Source organism: Sorangium sp. So ce385, from assembly GCF_051474135.1.
In the GTDB taxonomy this organism is placed as follows: Bacteria; Myxococcota_A; Polyangia; order Polyangiales; family Polyangiaceae; genus Sorangium; species Sorangium cellulosum_D.
This window is the reverse complement of sequence record NZ_CP150337.1, coordinates 7,608,068-7,625,609: the sequence shown is the minus strand read 5'-3', so window position 1 is coordinate 7,625,609 and position 17,542 is coordinate 7,608,068. Positions and strand designations below refer to the sequence as shown.

14 protein-coding genes are annotated in these 17,542 nt (G+C 73.5%); 9 read left to right on the top strand and 5 right to left on the bottom strand.

Translation table 11 applies throughout. The features are described from left to right. On the bottom strand, positions 1 to 1,251 hold the full coding sequence (locus tag WME83_RS27655; protein WP_437312688.1) for an MFS transporter: 1,251 nt from the start codon (positions 1,249 to 1,251) through the stop codon (positions 1 to 3). Positions 1,252 to 1,350: 99 nt separating this feature from the next. Between WME83_RS27655 and WME83_RS27650 the strand changes: the two genes are divergently transcribed. From WME83_RS27650 to WME83_RS27615, 8 genes are all read left to right on the top strand, one after another. Next, positions 1,351 to 1,584, top strand: coding sequence for a hypothetical protein (locus WME83_RS27650; RefSeq protein ID WP_437312687.1), 234 nt, complete (start codon positions 1,351 to 1,353; stop codon positions 1,582 to 1,584). A gap of 33 nt (positions 1,585 to 1,617) precedes the next feature. Beyond that, positions 1,618 to 1,812 (top strand): hypothetical protein, encoded by a 195-nt coding sequence (locus tag WME83_RS27645; RefSeq protein WP_437312686.1) that lies wholly within the window; start codon positions 1,618 to 1,620, stop codon positions 1,810 to 1,812. 56 nt (positions 1,813 to 1,868) lie between these two features. After that, positions 1,869 to 4,280: a hypothetical protein gene (locus tag WME83_RS27640; RefSeq protein WP_437312685.1), complete on the top strand. Its 2,412-nt coding sequence runs from the start codon at positions 1,869 to 1,871 to the stop codon at positions 4,278 to 4,280. A gap of 47 nt (positions 4,281 to 4,327) precedes the next feature. Then, the gene (locus tag WME83_RS27635; protein ID WP_437312684.1) at positions 4,328 to 6,508 is read left to right on the top strand and encodes a hybrid sensor histidine kinase/response regulator; all 2,181 of its coding nucleotides are present in this window, start codon (positions 4,328 to 4,330) and stop codon (positions 6,506 to 6,508) included. Between the two features lie 696 nt (positions 6,509 to 7,204). Further along, on the top strand, positions 7,205 to 7,855 hold the full coding sequence (locus WME83_RS27630) for a hypothetical protein (RefSeq protein WP_437312683.1): 651 nt from the start codon (positions 7,205 to 7,207) through the stop codon (positions 7,853 to 7,855). Between the two features lie 4 nt (positions 7,856 to 7,859). After that, positions 7,860 to 8,255 carry a transposase gene (locus WME83_RS27625; RefSeq protein ID WP_437312682.1) on the top strand — a complete coding sequence of 132 codons (396 nt, stop codon included), beginning with the start codon at positions 7,860 to 7,862 and terminating at the stop codon, positions 8,253 to 8,255. Positions 8,256 to 8,328: 73 nt separating this feature from the next. Next, positions 8,329 to 9,006, top strand: a complete 678-nt coding sequence (locus WME83_RS27620; protein ID WP_437312681.1) for a DNA alkylation repair protein — start codon at positions 8,329 to 8,331, stop codon at positions 9,004 to 9,006. Between the two features lie 190 nt (positions 9,007 to 9,196). Next, positions 9,197 to 11,485, top strand: coding sequence for a SecDF P1 head subdomain-containing protein (locus WME83_RS27615; RefSeq protein WP_437312680.1), 2,289 nt, complete (start codon positions 9,197 to 9,199; stop codon positions 11,483 to 11,485). A 57-nt stretch (positions 11,486 to 11,542) separates the two neighbouring features. Here the strand turns inward: WME83_RS27615 and WME83_RS27610 are convergent, their stop codons facing one another. The 3 genes from WME83_RS27610 to hisS form a co-directional block, all read right to left on the bottom strand. Next, positions 11,543 to 12,175, bottom strand: a complete 633-nt coding sequence (locus tag WME83_RS27610; protein ID WP_437312679.1) for a COMM domain-containing protein — start codon at positions 12,173 to 12,175, stop codon at positions 11,543 to 11,545. A gap of 103 nt (positions 12,176 to 12,278) precedes the next feature. After that, a complete protein-coding gene (locus WME83_RS27605) occupies positions 12,279 to 14,060 on the bottom strand; it encodes a hypothetical protein (RefSeq protein ID WP_437312678.1) in 1,782 nt (593 codons plus the stop codon). Then, complete coding sequence (gene hisS, locus WME83_RS27600) at positions 14,057 to 15,343, bottom strand: histidine--tRNA ligase (RefSeq protein WP_437312677.1); 1,287 nt, start codon at positions 15,341 to 15,343, stop codon at positions 14,057 to 14,059. The genes WME83_RS27605 and hisS overlap by 4 nt, the downstream gene beginning before the upstream one ends. 114 nt (positions 15,344 to 15,457) lie before the next feature. On the opposite strand from hisS, the gene ruvX reads away from it, so the two are divergent. Beyond that, positions 15,458 to 15,886: a Holliday junction resolvase RuvX gene (gene ruvX / locus WME83_RS27595; RefSeq protein ID WP_437312676.1), complete on the top strand. Its 429-nt coding sequence runs from the start codon at positions 15,458 to 15,460 to the stop codon at positions 15,884 to 15,886. 23 nt (positions 15,887 to 15,909) lie between these two features. On the opposite strand, the gene WME83_RS27590 is transcribed toward ruvX, so the two are convergent. Next, entirely contained in the window at positions 15,910 to 17,472 is a 1,563-nt protein-coding gene (locus WME83_RS27590; protein WP_437312675.1) for a serine/threonine-protein kinase, read from the bottom strand. Positions 17,473 to 17,542: the final 70 nt, after the last annotated feature.

Sequence of the window (17,542 nt, the reverse complement as noted above, 5' to 3'; positions counted from 1 at the left end):
TCAGGCCGCCCGCAGCCGCCACACCGCGGGCCGCAGCAGCAGGAGCGGCGCGGCGAGGCCCGCGATGACGCCGCACCACACCGTCGACTCGACGCCGATCCGACCCGCGAGCCAGCCGGCCGCGAGCGTGCCCGCCGGCAAGAGCGCGCCGGTGAGCGCGTGGAGCGTGGCGTTGACCCGGCCGAGCACGTGGAGCGGCAGCATCGATTGCCGGGCGCTCACGGCGTGGATCATGAACGCCACGAGGAAAGCGTCCCCGAGGAGCTGGTGCAGCACGAGGGCAGGGACCGCGAGCCGCCCGAGGTGCGCGGCGAGCGGGATGAGCACGGCGCCGGCCTGACCCACCACCAGGCTGAGGATCATCGCCGGCCCGGGGCCGACGCGGCGGCCCAGCCACCCCGCGACGACGCTGCCGCCCAGCGCGCCGACGCCGCCCGCGCTGATGATCAGCCCGACCGCGGCGGGATCCAGCCGCAGGCCCTCCAGGAGATAGAGCATGTACAGCGCGGAGAAGACCCCGCCGCTGAAGAGCGCCTGCGCGCCCATGGCCAGGAACGTCGCGCCGACCACGGGGTGGCCGAGGCCGTGGCGCAGCCCCACCCGGAGATCCTCGAGCAGCGAGGCGCCCCCCTCGGCCGCGTCGCCCGCAGGCGCGGCCGGCGCCTCGACCGCCCGGATGCGCCCGAGGAGCACCGCCGACCCGAGGTAGGACAGCGCGTCCGCCACCATCGTCACCGGCGCGGTGAGCACCTGGATCAGGATGCCCGCGGCGCCGGGGCCGGCGATCTCCGCGGCCGCCTCGGTCCCCTCCAGCCGGGCGTTCGCCTCGACCAGGCGATCCTGCCCGACCAGCGCCGGCAAGTACGCGTTGTCGGCGATCTGGAACAGGGAGGTGGCCATGCCGACCAGCGCGGCCACCGCGGAGAGCTGGACGAGCGTCAGCGCGCCGGCCCAGGCCGCGATCGGCACCGAGAGGATCAGCGCGGCGCGCGCGAGATCCGCGCCGATGAGCAGCGGCCGCTTGCGCGAGCGGTCGACGAGCCCGCCCGCGAAGAGCCCCACGAGGACGCCCGGGGCGGTCGACATCGCCGAGAGCGCCGCGACGCCGGCCGCGTCGGCGCCGAGGCTCACGATGGCGATCACCGGCAGCGCCGTCCGGCTGACGCGGCTGCCCAGCGCGCTCACCGCCTGCGCGGCCCAGAGGCGCAGGAAATCGGGGTGGCGGGAGAGGCCGGCGGGGGGAGGGGACATGGGGCGGGGGCGCGAGTAGAGCAGAAAAGAGGGAATGACGGAGCGCCGCGGTGGCCCGCGACCATCCGGCTGGCCCGAGAGGCGTGCTACACGAGGGCTATGGACCGCGACGAGCGTACTGGCGAAGTCTTTCTCCGCGTCGTGGGTCGGCGCACCGCGCCGCCGCTCGGCGAGCCCCCGCCGCTCGAATCGCGCGACGCCCTCGCCACCATGGCCCGCTACCGAACACGGGCCCCCAAAGGGATCTTCATGTACCGCAGCCACGCCGAGATGGAGGTCGACAGGCTGCGCTGGACCGTCGAGGCCATGATCGAGCGCGCGCGCCGTGGCTGAATGCTCGCGCCCGGCAACGTGGGACGACGTCACATGATGCCGTCGGCCCGCGGCCACGGATGGGCCGAGCTGGAGCCTTACGTGGAGGAGCGCTTCATCGACGGTGTCCGGCTACGGGTCCTCGGGCTCGAAGGGTTGCTGAAGACCAAAGAAGGCATGCGCGACAAGGACCGCGCCGACGCCGCGGTGCTGCGCGCGGCCCTGGACGCTCTCCGCAGCGCGAAATGAGGGTCGCCTCTCCGGGCAGGCGCGACTACGAAAGCAGCCCTGGAGCCCCCGCGCCCATGCCCCCGCTGCTGCGTTCACCAGCCACCAGGCTCGCCGCAGCGCTCGTCGCGATCGCGATGGCGCTCGTCGGCCTCCTGCCCCTCTTCGACGGCCCCGGCTACGAGAGCGCGCTCGCCGCAGGCCTGCTCGTGCCGAGCGCCGCGGCGATCGCGACCGCCCTCGACGTCGCCGCCCACCGGCCCCTGCCGCTCGACGCCTTCCGCCGCGGCGTCGCGAACGGCGCCCTGCTCGCCGTCGTCGCGTACGCCACCACCCTGGCGCACGGCCTCCGCGCAGGCTTCTGCGACGTGCTTGGCGGCTCCGCGCACTTCGCCCTCGGGCCCGGCCTCGGCGCGGCCCTCGGCGGCGCCTGGGGCGCGGTCGCGGGCGAGCTCGCCGCCGGCATCCGGCGCGACGACGCCGCGCCCCAGCCGCCCGCGCCCCCCACGTGGCGGCGCCGGCTCGTCGCCGTCCTCGCCGCGCTCGCCGCCCCGCTCGCCTCGATCGGCGTGAGCGCCGTCCGCTTCTACACGAGCCCGATCGTCTTCGCCTACGACCCCTTCGTCGGCTTCTTCAGCGGCACCCTCTACGACACGATCGTCGACGCCTCCGGGCTGCTCACCTACCGCGCCGGGACGCTCGCCACCCTGGTCGCCGCGTCCGCGCTCGCCCACCACCTCGTCCACGACGCGAGCGGCCGGCTGTCGTTCCAGCTGCAAGGGCGCCCCGGGCTGCTCCTCCTCGGCGCGGCGTGCGCCGCCCTCAGCGCCGCGAACCTCCTCGAAGGCGCGCGCCTCGGCCACTTCCAGACCTCCGAGACCATCGCGGCCGAGCTCGGCGCGCTCTCGCAGGGCCAGCGCTGCGAGGTCGTCTACCCGCGCGGCATGCGCGAGGCCGACGCCCAGCGCTTCGTGCGCGAGTGCGACGCCCACGTCGCGGCCGGCGAGCGCTGGCTCGGCGCGCCCGCGGAGCAGGGCGGCGCGCCGCTCCGGGTCCGCGCCTACCTGTTCGAGAGCGCGGCGCAGAAGGGCGCGCTCATGGGCGCGTCGCGCACGTACGTGGCGAAGCCGTGGCGCCGCGAGGTGTACCTGCAGGCCGCCGGCTACCCGCACCCGACGCTCGGGCACGAGATCATGCACGTGCTCGCCGGCGCCTCCGCCCGCGGCCCGTTCAAGGTCGCCGGGCGGCTCGGCGGGTGGCTCCCCGACCCGGGCCTCATCGAGGGGATCGCCGTCGCCGGCTCGCCCAGGGAAGGCGAGGACCTGAGCCCGAGCGAGTGGGCCAAGGCCATGAAAGATCTCGGGATCCTGCCGCCGCTGGCGCGCCTGTTCGCGCTCGGGTTCCTGGCCGAGAACTCGTCGACCGCCTACACCGTGAGCGGCGCCTTCGTCGGCCACGTGCGCGCGACGTACGGGCCCGCCGCGGTCCGCGCCTGGTACGGCGGCAAGCCGCTGCCCGAGCTCACCGGCGCCTCGTGGGCCGAGATGGAGCGCGCGTGGCACGCCGAGCTCGACGCGCTGTCGCTCCCGGACGCGGCCAGGGCGCAGGCGAAGGCCCGCTTCGATCGGCCCGCCGTGTTCGAGCGGCGCTGCCCGCACGTGGTCGACGCGTGCGCGCAGAAGGCGGAGCAGCTGCGCGCGCGCGGCGACCACGAGGGCGCCATCGCCGAGTACCGGCGCGTCCTCGCGCTCGACCAGAGCCCCGCGACGCGCGTCGCCATCGCCGAGACGCGGCTCGCGAGCGACGCGCCCGGCAGCCGGGGGGAGGGCGTGCGCGAGCTGGAGGTCATCGCCGGCGACGCGTCGGTGCCGCGCCACCTGCGCGACCGCGCGGCGGAGCGGCTCGGCGACGTCGCGCTCTCGGCCGGCGACCGGGAGCGCGCGGTCGCGTGGTACCAGGAGGTCGCCGGCCGCCTCGTCGACGAGGACCGGCTGCGGACGCTCGACGTCAAGATCGCCGCCGCCCACGACGAGCGGGCCCGCGCGGCCGTGGTCGAGCTCCTGATCGGGACCCGCGGCGGCGCGCCGGACCGGCTCCGGGCGGCCGAGCTGCTCGGCGCCTGGGCCGCGCAGGCGCCCGGCGACGGCCTGCCGAGCTACCTCCTCGGCCGCCAGTACCTGAACGACGGCCGCTTCGACGAGGCGGCCGATCGCCTGGACCGGGCCCTCGGGGCCCACCTGCCCATCCAGCGGGTCTGGATCGAGGCCGAGCGGCTGCGCCTCGTGGCGGCGTGCGGCGTCGGCGACGCCGAGACGGCGCGCCGGATGTTCGCCCAGTACGCCGCCCACGAGGGGGCGGCCGGCGCCGGGCCCGCCGTGAGCCAGGAGCGCCGGGACGCCGCCCTCCGGCTGCTCGAGCGGTGCGACCGCGCGGCACCCCGGCCCGCGCCCCCGGCGACCCTATCCGACAGGCCGGACGGACAAAAGTGAAGAATGCCTCTCGTCCCCGCGCGCCGACGTGGTGAGATGTCGTGGCGATGCACGATGCGCCTGCGAGCGAGAGGTCCCGCCGCCTCGTCGCGCTGAACGCTGTCCTCACCGTCGTGGCCCGCCACTCGAACCTCCTCCTGCCGAGGCCGTTCGAGGAGCTCGCCGACGCCGTCGCCCGGTTCGCCGCGTTCCAGCTCTTCGCGGTGCTGTTCCCGGAGCCCGAGGGCGAGCTCCGCGCGCACGCGGTCATCCGCGGCGAGACGCTCGCCGCCGCGCCGTTCGGCGCGCTGCTCCCCGCGCCGGCGGCGCTCTTCCGGCGGGTGTTCGGCGAGGGCAAGGCGTTCACCTGCGACGACACCCGCGCGGGGGACGCGCTCTTTGGGCTGGGGCCGACCGAGGGGTGCCTCGCGTACGTCGCCTTCCCGGTGCGGGCCGCGCCGCCCGGCGCCGAGGCCGCGGCGCGCGCCGGCGGCGGCACCGTGGTGGCGGCGCTCGTGCTCGGCTACGCGGACGCCGCGGCGGCGGCCGCAGCGCCGGCCGAGCTCCTGGAAGAGATCGCCGGCGCGCTCGGCGCCGGCCTGGATCGCTCGCTGCGCGTCGTCGCCGGCGAGCGCGAGGCCGCCGAGCGGCTGCTCAGGATCCGCGAGCTCGAGGAGCAGCACCGGAACCTCCTCGACAACGCGCCGCTCATCATCTTCCGGCTCGATCCCGAGACCGGCGAGCTCTCGTTCCTGAACCGCCACGCCGAGCGGCTCCTCGGGGTGCCGGTGGCCGAGGCGCTGAAGACGCCGGGCTTCCTCGGCGAGGCCCACGCCGACCCGGAGGGCGTGATGTGCTTCGAGGACGCGGTGGCGCGGGCCAAGCTCGGCGCGCCCTCGTCGTCCTACGAGGCGCGCCTCAGGCGTCGGGGCGGCGACGCGATCACCGCGCGCGGCACGGTGTACCCGCTGGTCTCGGATCGCGGCCGCGTGGTGGCGATCGAGGGCGTGCTCGCGGACGTGAGCACCGAGCACGCGGCGCGCACGCGGCTCATCCAGGTCGATCGGCTGTCGACGCTCGGCACGCTGGCGGCCGGCGTGGCGCACGAGATCAACAACCCCGCGGCGTTCATCCTGCTCGGCCTGGACATGCTCGACCGCCTGCTGCGCGGCCCGAACGTGCGCATGGAGGGCGCGGCCGCCTCGAGCGCGTCGGAGCTCTTGCGGGAGCTGCGCGACTCGATCAAGCGCATCGTCGACATCGTCCGCGACCTCAAGCTGTTCGCGAGCCCGCCGCAGCCCGAGGGGTCGCGGCGCACGCTGACGGACGCGAACCGGACCGTGGAGTCGGCGCTGAGCCTGACGCGCGGCCAGATCATCGAGCGGGCGCAGATCGTGAAGAACCTGTCGGAGGTGCCGCCGATCCTGATGGAGGACGGCCGGCTCGGGCAGGTCATCGTGAACCTGCTCGTCAACGCGGCCCAGGCGATCCCGAAGCCGAGCTCGAAGATCGAGGCGCGCGATCAGACCGTGACGGTCGAGACGCGGAGCGACGGGGACACGGTCGAGATCGTGGTGACCGACACCGGCGGCGGCATCGCGGAGGAGAACCTGCCGCGCATCTGGACGCCGTTCTTCACGACGAAGGGGCCCGAGGTCGGCACGGGGCTCGGGCTGTCGATCAGCCGCGAGATCATCGAGCGCGCCGGCGGGCAGATCACGGCGGAGAGCCCGGTGCCGGGGAGCGAGCCGCCGGGCGGGGCGCGCTTCGTCATCTCGCTGCCGGCGGCGGGGCGCGCGGAGGAGGCGACGCCGAGCGTCGCGCCGGTGCCGCGGCTCGTGTCGAAGCGGGCGCGGGTGCTGGTGGTCGAGGACGAGGCGTCGCTGGCGCGCGCGCTGTCCGAGCAGCTCGGCCGGGTGCACCAGGTGGCGCTCGCGCCGAGCGCGGACGCGGCGATGGGGATGCTCGCGGGCGGCCAGCGGTTCGACGTGGTGCTCTGCGATCTGCGGATGCCCGGCATGTCGGGCGACGTCTTCTACACGCGGATCCGCGAGAGCGATCCGGCGCTCGCGCAGGGGTTCATCTTCATGACCGGCGTGGGCTTCGGCGCCGACGTGGAGCGGTTCCTCGCCTCGTCGGGGCGGCCGCTCCTGGAGAAGCCGTTCTCCGCCGAGGACGCGCTGAGCGCGATCGCCGAGGTCGTCACGGCGAACCGGGCCGAGGAGCGGGAGAGCACGAGGTCGCGGTGACGCGCGCGGCCTTCGGTGGCGCGCGCGGCCTTCGCTGACGCGCGCTGTCAGCGGTGACGCGTGCGATCCGCCGAGGATCTGCGCCGCAGATCTGCTGGAGCTCCCGCAGCACGTCGGGCGTGGCCAGGAGGGTAATCCGGGAGCGGTGCTCGCCCTCCGGGTAGCTGAGCGTGAGCAGCACGACGGCGCCGCGATCTTCGCCCCGCGGCTCGCGGCCGCGATCGTGTCGATGCGCCAGTCGACGCCGGTGAGCAGCTTGCCGGGTCGAGCGTACGCGGGTTCGGAGCCGCAGCGGGACAGATACGCTATTGGGCGGGCGGAGAAGCTGGGTGTCGGGCGCGCCCTCGAGGCCCTCGGCCGCGTGCTCGCGCCATTCAATCCAGCCCTCCTTCATTCACGTCTGAATCTTGCTCATTCTACGGCAGCGGGCGGATCTCCTTGAGCGAACAGAAAAGCTAAATTATGGAACATGTATAGGAGCTCACCCGCGCAGGGCGTGAGTGTGCGACTTTGCGAGGAGCCTCGTCCTCATGGGCATATGGGGCGCCCTGGGCTGCCTGGTTCGCCCGGTCGAGCCGCATATCACCCCGATGACCATACTGCGCCCGACGCAGGGCTCCGTCGACGAGATCGATCTGCCGCTCGCTATCGGCGACTCGCGGCCGATGGCCGACGGCCCAGACACAAGGACGAACAATGAAATTCATTCTCCGAAGCACGTTCCTGGCATCCCTTGTCGCGCTGACCCTTACCCTCATCGGAGCCGAAAGCGCCTTCGCGCAGACCACCGTCCGGAAGGATGTCTATTTCCCCGCCGCCTCGCTGGCGTACTCCTCGAGCAGCATCACCCGGGTGGGCTACGGGCTCAGCGTCCCTGCCACCGGGGCTGGGCTCGTAACGCTCGTGCTGCCACAACCGTCCGATGCGGCGCTGAACCAGTCCACCGAACCTGTCAAGGTGACCCTCTACTTCGCCGTTCCGTCGGCGAGTGTCCCCAACAACTATCGCTGGCAGCTCAAGGCGGGAGGCGCCATCGTGGACTTCAACGGCTCGCCAACGGGCTGGGACTCGTTGGATTTCAGCCAGACCGAGAACGGGGCGCTCGTCACGTACCCTGCTGCGAGCGGTTACTTGAACCTGATGAAGTCCCAGACCTGGACCGCCAAATGGAGCAGCGCGTTCTCCACGTGGTACTTCGGTAGCAGCGTCACGGTGAGCAGCGCATTGAATGATAACGACATCTGGCATTTCGGCTTCGGGCGCGGCAATGCGGCCGGCAACGGCGAGACGAACACCGGAAGTTTCACCATCGTCGGCGCACAGGTCTCCTATCCGGCCTCCATCTAGAGCGGTGCTCATCCCCGTTTGGCGCGATGACCGCAGTGGTCGAACCAGCCGCGCGTCCAACGGAGAGCTGCACGATTCGCTCATCGACAACTGGGAGCAGATCGTGGCGCTGGGTGACCACCACCCAGCAACCGGGCGTACCGAGGCCTTGAACAACAACTGGGAGACCTTGGTGCGCCGGGCCCGCGGCTATCGTGACCACGAGTACCCGCTCCGATCGCTTCCGACCCTCCAGGAGGGTGAGCGGCTTCTGCTGGACGGGCGGCGCACGACCGAGCCGGATGACGGGACCTTCTCCCGCGATCCGGCGGAGCAGCACGGGAACGACAGCACCAATCGTCAGGTGCTGGACGAGTTCACGAGGCGCTGCGAGACGTGCGACGGATTCCGGGTGGTGTGAGGGCCCGCCGTCCGCGCGGGCGCGCGGGTGATCGACGCTGGACGGCGCCCGCGCGGACGGCTAGCTACGGCCCATGAAGCTCTCCGACGTCATGCGGGAACTCGACGCGCTGGGCAACGAGAGGATGCGCGAGGTCAACGCCCGCGCCGGAGACGCCCACGGCGTGAACCTCACCGAGCTCCGCGCGCTCGCGAAGCGGCTGAAGGCGGACAACGCCCTGGCCGGCGAGCTGTGGCGCACGGGCGATCCCGACGCCCGCCTCCTGGCGACGCTCGTGTTCAAGCCGAAGGCCCTCTCGGCGGACGAGCTGGACGCGATGGTCCGGGAGATCGGCTACCCCAAGCTGCTCGACTGGTTCATCGTCAACGTGGTGAAGGCGTCGCGCCACGTCGAGGAGCTGCGCCTCCGCTGGAAGGACGCGGCGAGCGCGCTGGTCGGGCGCGCCGGCTGGAGCCTGACGACGGACCGCGTCGTGAAGAGCCCTGCCGGCCTCGATCTCCCCGCGCTGCTCGACCAGATCGAGGCGGAGATGAAGGCGGCGCCGGGCCCGAAGCAGTGGTCGATGAACCACTGCCTCGCCGAGATCGGCATCCGCAACCCCGGGCTGCGCGCCCGCGCGGTGGCCATCGGCGAGCGGCTCGAGGTGCTCAAGGACTACCCGGCGTCGCCGGGCTGCACGCCGCCGTTCGCGCCGATCTGGATCGCGGAGATGGTGCGGCGGCAGAAGGCGGAGAAGACGCGGGTCGGGTGAGGGGGCGGCGCGCCCCGATCCAGCGCCGTAGCGGCGGCGATGCTCGACGGGTCTTGCCGCGCCCCGCCTCTCCGTCGACCCCACCGGCGTTTCCTCGAACGCAAGCGGCTCGCGGCCGTCGCGACGGCATCCTTGTGCTCGCTCCGGCGCGCTGCTCTCCTAGCTCGGTCGCCCCGGGGGGTGGGGCCCTATGACACGATCGACCTCCTCGATTCTTGTCCATGACCCTGCGCGCCGTGCGTCTCCAGCCGCGCTCTGGGGCGGGCTCGCGCTGACGCTCGCCGCGCCGCTCCTCCTGAGGCTCGGGCAGGAGATCGGGCTGCCCGGCGTCGATCTTCCGCCCGAGATCGAAGGGAAAGCCGCGCCGGGATCCATGAGCGTCTTCGCGCTCGGCGTGATGCCGTTCGTCGCGTCCACCATGCTCGTGGAGCTCGCCGCGCTCGTCGTCCCCCGCTGGGCGGCGCTGCGGCACGGGGGCCCAACCGGCCGGGCCCAGCTCGGGCGCGCCGCGCTCTTGCTCGGCTTGGTCATCGCCATCGCCCAGACATCGGGCATCGCCACGCTCGCCTCCTCGGTGGGCATCGGCGCGGTCGGCATCGCCTCGTCGCTGCTCCTCGGTGTGACGCTCGTGGCCGGCGCCGTGTGCGCGCTCGTGCTCGCGGACGCCGTCAGCGCCTATGGTCTCGCGAGCGGCCTCGCGGTGCTCACGGCCCTGTCCCCGCTGCTCGACGACGCGGAGCGCCTCCTCCGTCGCGCCGCGGCGTCGCCGGCGGCGCGCCTCCTGCCCCAGCCCCTCACGCCGGTGGAGCTCGGCGCGCTCGCGCTCGGCGCCGTGTTCGTGGTGCTGTCGACCTGCTACGCGCTGCGCTCGCCGCCGCCGGTCGCGGCGCCTCCGGCGGACGAGGGCGGCGGGAGCTACCGGGCCGCGGCGGAGCGCCCGCCGCCGCCGCCGCTCTCGATCGCCACGCCCGCGAGCGGCATCGTCCCGCTCACGCTGGCCGCGTCGCTCGTGACGGTGCCGGGCCTGGTCGGCACCTGGCTGGGCGCGTCGTTCGACGGCGCGGCGCGCTTCCTGAGCGGCGAGCGCGCGGGCACAGCCGCTGCGTTGCTCGCCGTCATCGCGCTTGGCGTCGCGCTCTCGTGGGCCTTTCACGCGCCGGCGCGCGTCGCCGCCGTCGCGGCGGCCACCGATCCCGAGGGGCGATCGCGCGGCGCCCTCGAAGCCGAGGCGCGCGCCGCCATGCCTCGCGCGGTCGCCCGCACGCTCGTCTATGTCGTCGCGCTGCTCGCGGTCTCCGAGGTCACCTGGCGAGTGTCGGGCCACGCGCTCAACGCGGTCGCGCTCGCGCTGGCGACGGCGCTCGCGCTCGACATCGCCGCCGAGTGGCGGGCGCGGCGGGCCCTGCCGGATCTCGCGCCCGTGTGGCCGGAGCACCGGCCCTATGCGCTCGACGCCGCGCGCGCGGCGCTCCAGGCCGCCGGCATCCCGGTCCACGCGCGGGGCGAGCACCAGCGGCGGCTACTCCAGTTCTTCGGCCCTTACGTGCCCATCGTCCTCATGGTCCCGCGCGGCGCCGCGAAGCGCGCAGAAGAGTGCCTCGCGGCGGCCTTCCTGCCCCGCGCCCGCGACCAGGAGGACGACGACCCGGCCAGCGAGGCCGACGAGGACGCGCCCGTCGCGCCTGCCGCGCCGCCGCGGGCGCGGGGCGCGGGGCGGCGGGCGTCCGCCGCGGCGCTCCCGATCGGGGCGGTCGCGCTGCTCTCCGCGGGGCTCCTGCTGCTCCCGACGAGCGCCGAGCTCGGCCCGGAGAGCCCGGCCGCCGCGTCCCCGCGCCCCGACGCGCTGCAGGTGCTCGCCGTCGACGACGAGATCGACGTCCCCGCGCTCGGCGCGCCGCCGGAGCCTCTGGCTCCCGGCGTCTCGCTGAGGGTCGAGAACACGCCGGTCGGCCCGGGCCGGACCACACCGCGGACGTTCGCGCGCATCGTTCCGGGCGAGACCGAGACCCTCGACGCGGCGCGCGCCCGGCTGTTGGCCTGGGTGGAAGCGAAGTACCCGGTGCCGTCCGGCCGGCGCTTCCTGGCGGGGTACCTGTACGAGCGCGACGAGCAGGACAACCTCGAGCACGTCGGCTGGCGCACGTACATCGTCCGATGGCCGGCGACCATCACCGGGCACGACGTCGCGAGCGCGCGCGCGGCGCTGGACGAGCGTGGCGGCGCCTATGTGTCCGTCGAGCTCACAGATGAGGGCGGCGAGCGTTTTACGGAGCTCTCGCGCGAGTCCGTCAAGCGCCGGATCGCGATCGTGGTCGACGGCATCGTCCTGAGCGCGCCGGTGGTCCAGCAGGCGATCACCGGGGGACACGTGCAGATCACGATGGCCCCCGGCGACCCGGCCGAGCAGATGGCGCAGGCGGAGGAGCTGGCCGCCGTGCTCGGAGCGACGCCGCCTCGCGCGAGGTCCTCATCGAAATGATCGAGGCCGGCAACGCGGCGCGAAAGCAGGGACCCTGATCGAGTTGAGCGTCCTGTGTCAGCCGAGGATCTGCGCGCAGATCTGCTGGAGCTCCCGCAGCAGGTCGGGGGTGGCCTGCAGGGTGATCCGGGAGCGCTGGTCGCCCTCCTGGTAGCTCAGCGTGAGCAGGACGACGGGCGCCGCGATCTTCGCCCCGCGGCTCGCGGCCGCGATCGAGTCGACGCGCCAGTCGACGCCGGTGAGCAGCTTGCCGTGGTCGAGCAGCGCGCCGCGCACGATCTCCCGCCGCACGACCGCCCGGGCCTGGTCGTAGCCGGCGAGCAGGATCGCCTGGATCTCCTCGGCGCCCTCGCCGGGCGCGAGCGCCGCGAGGTCGGCCGCGAGCGCGGCGCGGTCGAGGTCGCGCTTGCTCGCCTCGCGCACGAGGAAGCGGCACGCCTTGAGCACGCGCGCGAGCGCCTCGGAGCCGACCTCGTGCCGGCGGCAGAACCCGTCGAGGAGCCGCTCGACGGCGGCGGGCACCGGCTCGCCGAGGCTCGGCCCGAGCGCCTCCCAGAGGCGCTGCCGCGCGCCCTCGGGCAGGTCCAGGAGCCGGCGCAGGTCGGCGGCGAGCTCCGGGGGCGGCGGCGCGCCGCCGAGGCTCGCGAGCTCGGGGCGGGGGGAGGGCGCTTCGCGCGCGGAGGTGCTCATCGCGACCGCGCCAACGATTGCCGACCTCCGCGGCGATGTCCACCGCCGCGCGGCCGCCCGCCGCGCGGGCGGGCCGAGACCGTCAGCGCGGCGCTCGGCCGGATCACTCGCTCAGCTGGATCGGGACGTAGAGGGCCCGCATCTTCGACATCGTGCCCTCGCGCGTGTACCCGGCGAGCCCGTACAGCAGGTTCCACCAGTGCCCGCCCGGCGTCTCGCCGTACGAGAACACGGGGAAGAAATGGAACTCCCACTCCATGCCCGTCCGAACCCGCCGCTCCCGGTAGAAGGTGTTGAGCGCGACCTGCGTCACCGAGTTCTGGTCCGCGAACCGGAAGTAGACCGGCAGGGCGATCGTGGTGCGCGACGTCGGCGACGCGAAGTCCCAGAGGAACGGCGCGACCACGAGGTGCGTGGAGCTGCGGTTTCGACCCGAATAGAAGAACGGGTAGATGTCCGTCTCCCAGCCCGTGAGATCCCGCGTGTGGCGGACCAGCGGCGTGAGCCACGTCGTGTCGCTCAACCCGTGGCGCTTGAAGCGGCCATAGAACGGGAAGAGCACGAGATCGTCGCTGCGCGGCGAGGTGTTCCGGTAATAGAACGGGAGCAGGAACGTCCGCTCCAGATCGATGTCCGGATCCCGGTACTGCCAGAAGAGCGGCGTGATCATGTCGAGCTCCGTCCGCCCTCGATAGCGGGCGTAGCCCCAGGTCGCGAAGGTGCTCTCTCCCTCCTCGCCGCGCGCCTTCACGAAGAGCGGCGTGACGAGCAGGTTCGAGTTGCCCTCGTAGCCGTAATGGAAGAACGGGAACAGCGTGGTGCGATCGTAGTTCTTGCCCCAGCTGTGCCAGTAGAAGGGCATGACGTTGAACACGTCGCCCTTGCGCGAGTGCTGCCACATCAGAGGACCCCAGACGTTCGTCGAGCGGTCTCCGATGTCGCTGTAATGGTAGTAGTGCAAGAGCGGCGGAATGACCTCGTATTCGCTGCTCTCGTCGCGACCGTAGAAGTAGAGCGGGGCCAGGCCGAGATCGATCTTGTCGGCCGAGCGCGCGTCGCACGCGGGGCCGCCCTTCCAGCTGCAGAAGAGGGGGCCGACCAGGTTGAAGCCGCTCCGCGCCGTGTGGTGCGTGAAGGTGAGCAGGGGAGGGATGTGGAAGTAGCCGCTCCCGTCGTCGCTCTTGCCCTCGAAGAAGAGGGGCGCGAGCCAGTTGTCGTGCCGGCCCGGCTCCGCCTTGCGCCCGGGGCCCGCGGGGCGCCCCTCGCGCTCGCGGTGCATGAACGGGCCGACGATCGTCGTGTACGTGTTCTGGTCCCGCAGCTTCCAGAAGAACGGGAAGAGCACGTCGGCGTCGACGTCCTTGCTCCGGCGGTTGTAGTAGAGCGGCGTCACCATCGTGGCGCGGTCGCCGGGCATCTTGCGCTCCGCCCACAGGGGGAAGAGCGTCCGGAACTGGTAGCTGCCGCTCTTCTCGCCGTAGTAGAGCCCGTACCAGTCGCGCTGGATCTCCGCCGCGCGCCCGACCTCCCACTCGCCGGGGTCGTTCGTGCCGATCTGCTTCTTGACCTGCGGCGGGATCGCCAGCGGGTCCTCCGGCAGGGTCGGCTCCTGCGTCTGGATCGGGCTCTCCTCCGAGGTCGGCGCCGCGTGCGTCTCCGGCGTGCCGGGCGGCGGCTTCTGCGGCGCGCTCGAGGGGGGCGGCCCCATGCCGGGCTGACCGAAGCTGACCTGCGCCGCCGCGACCGACGGCGCCGCCAGCGCGGCCACCGCCGCGGCGAGCGCGAGCGCCGCGCCCGCGCGCCGCGCCCGGCCCCGCGCCTCGTCCGCCGGAGCGCCGCGCGCCCCCCGCGAGCAGCCCTGCGCTCCCATCGCCTCGGAGGTCAACGCGCTCCCCGCTGGCCGCCGGGCGACGCCTCGAGGGCCCGATCCGCGAGCACGCGGGCCGCGCCCTCCAGCGGGATCTCCTCCTGCAGGTGCGCCACGAGATCCTTGATCTGGATGACGCCGCGCTCGACCTCCGCGTCGCCGAGGATCACGCAGAGCCGCGCGCCGAGGGCGTCCGCGCGCCGGAGCATCGATTTGAGCCGGCCGCCGCGCCCGTCGAGCTCGACCGAGACGCCGAGCGCGCGCAGCTGCTTCGCGAGCAGGAGCGCGCGGTCCGCGCCGCTCTGGCCGAGCGGGGCGAGGAAGCAGCCGGGCCTGCGGCGCGCGGGGGCGTCGGCCATCACCGTGAGCAGCCGCTCCATCCCCATCGCGAAGCCGATCGCCGGCACGCTCGGCCCGCCGAGCCCCGCGACCATGTTGTCGTAGCGGCCGCCGCCCGCGAGCGTGCTCTGGGCGCCGAGATCGCTCGAGGTCGCCTTCACCTCGAAGAGCGTGCGCGTGTAGTAGTCGAGCCCGCGCACGAGCGACCGGTCGATGACGTAGTTCACGCCGAGCACGTCGAGGCAGCGCAGCACGCCCTGCCAGTGGGCCCGGTCGGCGTCGTCGAGCAGGTCGAGCGTCGACGGCGCGTCGCGCGACACCTCGTGGTCGCGCGGGTCCTTCGAGTCGAGGATGCGCAGCGGGTTCTTCTCGAGGCGGCGCTGCGAGTCCTCGCTGAGCTCGCCCTTGCGCGGCGTGAAGTAGGCGAGCAGCGCCTCGCGGTAGCGCTCGCGCGTGCCCGCGCTGCCGAGCGAGTTCACGTGGACGACGAAGTCGCCGACGCCGATGCGCTGCAGGAACGTCGCGACGAGGTCGATCGTCTCGGCGTCGCAGAGCGGCCCGGGATCGCCGAAGAGCTCGCAGCCGGCCTGGTAGAACTGGCGGTAGCGCCCCTTCGCCGGCCGCTCGCCGCGGAACATCGGCCCGAGGTAGTACCAGCGGGTGACCGGCTCCTTGGCGTGGACCGCGTGCTCGACGTACGCGCGCGCCGCGCCGGCCGTGCCCTCCGGCCGCACCGTGAGCCGATCGCCGTGGCGCTCGAAGGAGTACATCTCCTTCTCGACCACGTCCGTCGTCTCGCCCATCTGGTGCTGGAAGAGCTCCGTCGGCTCGAGCAGCGGCGTGCGCACCTCGGCATAGCCGTGGAGCTCCGCGTGGAGGCGGAAGGCCCCCTCGAGCTTGTGCCAGCGCTCCACCTCTTCGGGGAGGATGTCGTTCATCCCCCGTACCGCGCGCAGTTCCATCGCGCGGCGCTTATGGTCGGAGCTGGCGAGCGGGTCAAGCCGGTCGGAGGCTTCCCGGTGCGCTCGGGTCTCGCCGGCTCACCGTCTTGGGGCTATGTGCTGGGTCCGAGAGGCATGGCGAAGGCAAAGACGCGCGCTGCGGCGATCGATCTTGGGAAGGCCCGCGTGGGCGTGGCGGTGACCGACGAGCTCGGGCTCTACGCGCACCCGCGGCCGCTGCTCGACGGGCGGAACCGGAAGGCGCTCCTCGAGGCGCTCGCGGCGCTCGCCCGGGACGAAGGGATTACGCGGTTCCTGGTGGGGCTGCCGCTGGAGATGAACGGGGACGAGGGGCCCGCCGCGCGGCGGGCCGCGGCCTTCGCGCAGGCGCTGGCCGACGCGACCGGGGTCGAGGTGGAGCTCATCGACGAGCGGCTGACGACGGTCGAGGCGGCACGGCGGCTGCGCGACGGGGGCGTCTCGGGGCGGAAGAGCAAGGAGCGGGTGGACGGCGCGGCGGCGGCGCTGCTCCTCCAGGCCTGGCTCGACGGCGGGCGCGGCTAGGCGCGGGCCTCTCGCCGGCCGGGCTACCGGCTCTCGCTGCGGAGCAAGAGGTACGCCCCGGCGGCCCCGACCGCGCCGATCGCGAACAGCACGACGTCCCACATGGGCCAGGCGACGCCGGCCGCGCGCCGGAGGACGACGGCCTCGACGACCCGCACGAGCAGCGACGCGAAGCCGTAGGCGCACAGCCCGACGACGATCGGCCGGCGGATGTTGTCGGCCAGGTCGACCGACTTCATGCTGTTGTTCCACACGTTGCGGCGCACGTGGCGCGCGCCGATCAGCGCGGGGGTGATCAGCGCGAAGCCGATGCCGGACGCGAGCAGGACCGCCTCGAGGCCGGTCAGGTTGTCGGTCACGGTGCCGCCGCGCGAGAGGCGGATGATCGCGGTGACCAGCGTGATCAGGCCGCCGGCGACCCAGAAGAGGCCGAGCACCGAGAGCAGCAGGATGAGCGGCCTCGCCATGCTCACCTGCTGCGCCTGGCGGAGCTGCATCGTCGCGGCGCGCGGCGCCGACGGCAGCGACGTGCGCGGCCCGGGCTGGACGACGGGGGAGCTCAGCTCCCGCGGCTCGGGCTCGCTCGTGTCGTAGAGCGCGAGCTCCGCGTCGAGCTCGTCCATCGTCTGGTAGCGGTGGCTGGGCTCCTTCGCCATCGCGCGCTGGATGATCATCTCCAGCGGCTCGGGGATGCTCGGCTCGAGCGAGCGCGGGCGCGGCGGGTCCTCGGTGAGCACCGCGGTCAGGGTCGCGGTCGGATCGTTGCGGTCGAACGGGCGGCTGCCGGTGAGGGCGCAGTAGAGGATGGCGCCGACGGCGTAGATGTCCGCCCGGTGATCGACCCGCTCGCCGCGGGCTTGCTCCGGGGCCATGTAGGACGGCGTGCCCATGATCATGCCGGTCTGCGTGAGCGCGGCGCCCGGCGCGTCGTCGACCTTCGAGATGCCGAAGTCGATCACCTTGGCCGTGGGCGTGGCGAGGTCGCCGGTGAGGAACACGTTCTCCGGCTTCATGTCGCGGTGCACCACGCCCTTCGCGTGCGCGGCGGCGAGCGCCTTGCAGATCTGCCGGACGATGCGCACGGCGGGGCCGATCTTCATCTTGCCGACCTCCGTGAGGTAGTCGGCGAGCTCCTTGCCTTCGAGGAACTCGTTGACGAGGAACGGCCGCCCCTCCGCGGTGCGGTGGACGTCGAAGACGGTGACGACGTACGGGCTCTGCACCGCGGCGGCGGCCTCGGCCTCGCGCTGGAAGCGCGAGATCACCTGCGGCTGCCGCGCGTACTCCGGGTGCAGCATCTTGATGGCGAAGCGCTTGCTCGAGATCCGGGTGTGGCGCGCCTCGTAGACGCGCCCCATGCCGCCCTCGCCGACGACGCGCACGACCGTGTACGTCTCGTTGAGCGTCTTGCCGACGAGGTCGTCGCGGAGCGCGTCGTCCACGGAGTCGTCGAGGGTCGCGGCGTCGCGCGGGCACACCCTGAACTCGGCCGGGTACCGCACCCCGCAGGTGGGGCAAACCTTGGGCGTCGCGTTGTCGCTCCCGGAGCTCGGGAGCGCGGTGGCGGAGGTCGAGAGGCTCGTCATCGCGTGCGCGATATGCAGGTCCGACTGCGAGCCGCGTGCGTCCGACTGCGGTCGGGAGCCGCGCGGGTCC